The sequence below is a fragment of the Planctomycetota bacterium genome, assembly GCA_026387035.1.
Lineage (GTDB): Bacteria > Planctomycetota > Phycisphaerae > FEN-1346 > FEN-1346 > JAPLMM01.
Map to the genome: position 1 here is coordinate 1 of JAPLMM010000276.1, position 4,169 is coordinate 4,169.

Genomic DNA, 4,169 nt, shown 5'->3' on the forward strand with positions numbered 1-4,169 from the left:
CTACAACGTCGCGTTCGAGGACGTTCGCCGGATGGCGCCGGCGGCCCTGCGGCACCGGCTGATCCTGAACTTCGAGGGCGAGGCCGAGGGCGTCAACCCCGACGCCGTCATCCGGGACGTCCTCGCGCACGTGCCCGAACCCGAAGCGTGAATCTAACCGCAAAGAACGCGAAGGGCGCAAAGAAGAGACAGGGGAACAGCCGAACGGTAAGAAACTGCCTTGGGGTTTTCGCCTTTCCCAGGATCCTCTATTCTTTGCGTGCTTTGCGCCCTTTGCGGTTTCAACCACGCTGGGACAGGCGCCACCATGGCCGATGACCTGTTTGATTCCGAATTTCTCGCGCGGCTGGAATATCTGAGGATCGTCGCGCGCCACCTCTTTGCCGGCACCAGCGCTGGCTCGCGCGCCGGCCGCCGCACGGGCCCCGGCCTCGAATTCTCGGAGCACCGGGCCTACGTCGCGGGCGACGATTTTCGCCACATCGACTGGGCCGCCTTCGGCCGGCTTGAGCGGCTCCTTTTGCGCCTCTGCCAGCAGGAAGAGGACCTCTCGATCTACTTCCTCCTGGACGGCTCGGGTTCGATGGCGACCGGCCGGCCGCCGAAGTTCGACCACGCGCGGCGCCTGACGGCCGCGCTCGGCTACGTCGGCCTCGCGAGCCTGGAGCGCGTCGAAATCCTCGCAGTAAACAGCGAGGGCGTCCGCGGGCATCTGGCCGCCGGCCGCGGCAAGAGTCGCCTGCTTTCGGTCCTCGGTTTTCTCCGGCGGCTCTCCGCGGGCGGGCCCACGGATCTGAAGCGGGCTGTGGACGCTTTTCTCCCCCATGCGTCGAAGGCGGGTCTCGCGATCCTCGTCTCGGACCTTTTCGACCCGGCGGGGTACGAGCGGGCCTTCCTCGCCCTCCAGGCGAACGGCTTTGAGCCGTGGTGCCTCCATGTGACGGACCGCGCGGACCTCGCCCCGGACGGCCTTGGTGACCTGGCGGTCGAGGACGCAGAGACGGGCGAGACGATGGGCGTACACCTCGCGTCCGAGGTGCGTGAGCGACTCATCGCCGAGGCACGCCGCTTCGGCGAGGAAGTGCGGGCGTGGTGCACGGACCGCGGCATCGGCTACGCCGCCGCCCCAACCGACCTCGCCGTGGACACGCTCGTCCTGAACGTCCTTCGCCGCGGAGGCCTGGTCAGGTGAGCGCGAGGTCCACGGCCTCGGCCCGCGTGACGCGCGCGAGTTCCTCCGTCGGCACTTCCAGGAGCGCGTCGCCGTCGCCTCCGCCGCAGTACACCATGTCCACTTCGAGCACCTGCGGGTCCATGTACGCGGGCACTTCGCTCTTCAAGGGGAACGGCGGGACGGCCCCGACGGGATAGCCGGTGACGCGAAGAACGTCGTCGGCCTTGGCGAGGCTCATGTGCTTCGCCCCGGCGGCGCGGCACAGTTTCTTTCGGTCCAGCCGCTGGTCGCCGCGCAGGATGCACAGAACGAACCGCCCGTCGGAAAGGTGCGCAAGAAGCGATTTGGCGATGTGCGCAAGGTCCGTTCCGAGGGCCCGCGCGGCATCCTCGGCCGTGTGCGTGTCCTGGGGCATCGCGAGGACACGGGCCTGCAGGCCGTTGGCCGCGGCAAACTCCTGCACTGTTGCGCTTGTCCACGTCATTCCGGGCCTCGCAGTGCCAGGGCTTGAGCCCCTTTTACGGCTCCGCGCCGCCGGAATCAACGGAATCCCGCGCCCGAAACGGCGGGCTTAGCCTAAGCCTTGTTCCGGCAACGGCTTACGGGCGTCGCTGGGGTGGAAAGCGGGTTTCTGGCTCCCGGTGGGCTGCCAGACGCCAAAACGGCCCGTGGTTGACCGTAAGACTTTTTTGGACAAGGGGTTATCGTCGTCGGCGTGTCCGGCGGGAACGTGTGCGGATTTTCGGCTTGATTCGGCCCCGGGGGCGGGTTATTATGCGGGTCGCTCGATGTGAGGAATTGACCTCCCTCGGGACCGGCCCCGCCTCGGCGGGTGAGCAGTCGCCCGGCCCCGAGGGATTTTTTTGCCCGGCGCGATGCGCGTTCGCGGCCTTTGCAAGCGCGCGGCCAATCTGCTAGACTGTTTTCTCGCGGCGCGTCTGTGCGGCGGTTCGGGGCAAGGTGCGGCGCCATGTTCGAAAACCTGAGCGAAAAACTCGGCGGCGTCTTCCGCAGCCTCACGGGGCGCGGGCGGCTGACGGAAGGCAACATCCAGGAGGCCTGCGAGGCCGTCCGCACGGCCCTGCTGGAGGCGGATGTCAACTACCAGGTGGCCGGCGACTTCGTCGAGCAGGTCCGCCAGAAGGCCATCGGCCAGGAGGTCCTCAAGACCCTCCGCCCCGACCATGTCTTCGTCAAGGTCATCCACGACGAGATGGTCCGCCTGATGGGCCCCGTGGATTCAAAGATCCCCTACGCCTCGCCCGGCCCGACGGTGCTGATGCTCGCGGGCCTTCAGGGTTCCGGCAAAACGACGACGGCCGCGAAACTCGCGCGCCGGATCCGCGACGAGGGTCACCGGCCGATGCTCGTGGCGTGCGACTGCCATCGCCCCGCGGCCGTCGAGCAACTCCTCGTTGTCGGCTCGCAGGTGGACGTGCCGGTTTACAGCGAGGGCATCGGCGATCCCGTGCGGATCGCGAAGAACGGCGTCGCGGAGGCGAAGCGCGAGGACGCCGACGTTGTGATCGTCGACACCGCCGGCCGGCTTCACGTGGACCAGGCAATGATGGAGGAAGCGAAGCGGATCGCCCGGGCCGTCCAGCCCCACCAGATTTATCTCGTCTGCGACGCCATGACCGGCCAGGATGCCGTCACGAGCGCCAAGGAATTCAATGCGGCGCTGGAACTGTCGGCCGTGATCCTGACGAAACTGGACGGCGACGCGCGCGGCGGGGCGGCCTTGAGCGTCAAGGCGGTCACGGGCAAGCCCATCAAGTTCGTCGGCGTCGGCGAGAAACTCGACCGCCTGGAGGAGTTTCATCCGGACCGGATGGCCAGCCGGATCCTCGGCATGGGCGACGTCGTGAGCCTCGTCGAAAAGGCCCACGCCGCCGTCGACGCCGAGGAAACTGCCCGCATGCAGGAAAAACTCCGCACGGCGGAGTTCGGCCTGGACGATTTTCTGAAGCAAATCAAGCAGATGCGCCGCATGGGGCCCCTGAAGGAAATCCTCGCGATGGTCCCCGGGATGGGGTCGGCCCTGAAGGACCTGCCGGTGGACGACAAGGAACTCGACCAGACGGAAGCGATCATCCACTCGATGACGCACAGGGAACGTACAAAGCCCGACCTCATCGACGCGTCGCGCCGCCGGCGGATTGCGCGCGGCTGCGGGATGGAACCGCAGGACGTTGCGGGGCTCGTGAAATCCTTCGGCCAGGTGAAGGACCTCGTGCGCCAGATGCAGGGTCCCGGCGCGCCGGGATTCGGCGGGGGGCGAAAGGCGGCCGCCCAACAGATGGCCCAGATCGACCTTTTCGGCGGCCACCATCGCAAGAAGCGGCAGCGTTCGAAGCGTAAGAAGAAGGACCGCAAGAAACGCTCGCGCTAACGGTTCGGCACCGCTGCGCATGATCACGTGCATGAGGAAGCCCAGGGATTCGAATCCCTGGGCTTTTCTTGCATCGTGTTCGCACTTCGGCGCGCCGCTGCGCGCATGCCGTTTTTTCGCCCGCCTGAAAGGGCGGCGGACTACTTGAGGTTCACCACGCGTCCGCTGCGGACCGACTTGTCGGCTGCCAGGACGATCCGCAGGCTGTTCACGGCGGCCTCGTAGTGCTCAGCAAGGTCCAGGTCCTCCCGGATCGCCTTCAGCCAGTACGCCTGCTCGCGGTCGCACAGGCCCTGGTGGTCCGGCTCGTCCGGCGTGTCGAGCACCCGGTCGGGTTTGGCAAAAGTGCCGTCGGGCGTGCACTCCGCCAGGTGGACCTGCAGCGCATTTGCCTGGGTGTGGGAATCGATGTCGGCCGAGGTCCCCTGCTCTTTCGCCGTGCGGGCGACGATGCTGACGCAACCCTTCGGCCCGATGACGTCCTTGACGAAAAACGCCACCTCGCTCATCATCGGGCCCCAACCCGCCTCGTACCACCCGACCGAGCCGTCGTCAAAGACGACCTGCAGTTGGCCGTAGTTGTACATTTCGCGGGAAATCTCG

The 4,169-nt window shown here is 66.9% G+C and carries 5 protein-coding genes; 3 read left to right on the forward strand and 2 right to left on the reverse strand.

The features are described from left to right. Together NTX40_10685 and NTX40_10690 are read left to right on the forward strand one after the other, a co-directional pair. Positions 1 to 151 (forward strand): AAA family ATPase (locus NTX40_10685; GenBank protein ID MCX5649540.1); only part of this gene is annotated, 151 nt, incomplete at its 5' end. Between the two features lie 156 nt (positions 152 to 307). Next, positions 308 to 1,192, forward strand: coding sequence for a DUF58 domain-containing protein (locus NTX40_10690; protein MCX5649541.1), 885 nt, complete (start codon positions 308 to 310; stop codon positions 1,190 to 1,192). Here NTX40_10690 and NTX40_10695 read toward each other — a convergent pair. Continuing rightward, positions 1,185 to 1,658 (reverse strand): YbaK/EbsC family protein, encoded by a 474-nt coding sequence (locus NTX40_10695; protein ID MCX5649542.1) that lies wholly within the window; start codon positions 1,656 to 1,658, stop codon positions 1,185 to 1,187. The two genes, NTX40_10690 and NTX40_10695, sit on opposite strands and share 8 nt — an antisense overlap. Before the next feature lie 486 nt (positions 1,659 to 2,144). Here NTX40_10695 and ffh point away from each other — a divergent pair, with 486 nt between their 5' ends. Further along, positions 2,145 to 3,566 carry a signal recognition particle protein gene (ffh, locus tag NTX40_10700; GenBank protein MCX5649543.1) on the forward strand — a complete coding sequence of 474 codons (1,422 nt, stop codon included), beginning with the start codon at positions 2,145 to 2,147 and terminating at the stop codon, positions 3,564 to 3,566. Positions 3,567 to 3,706: 140 nt separating this feature from the next. Here ffh and NTX40_10705 read toward each other — a convergent pair. Continuing rightward, the coding region (locus tag NTX40_10705; GenBank protein MCX5649544.1) for a gfo/Idh/MocA family oxidoreductase at positions 3,707 to 4,169 on the reverse strand (463 nt) is incomplete at its 5' end.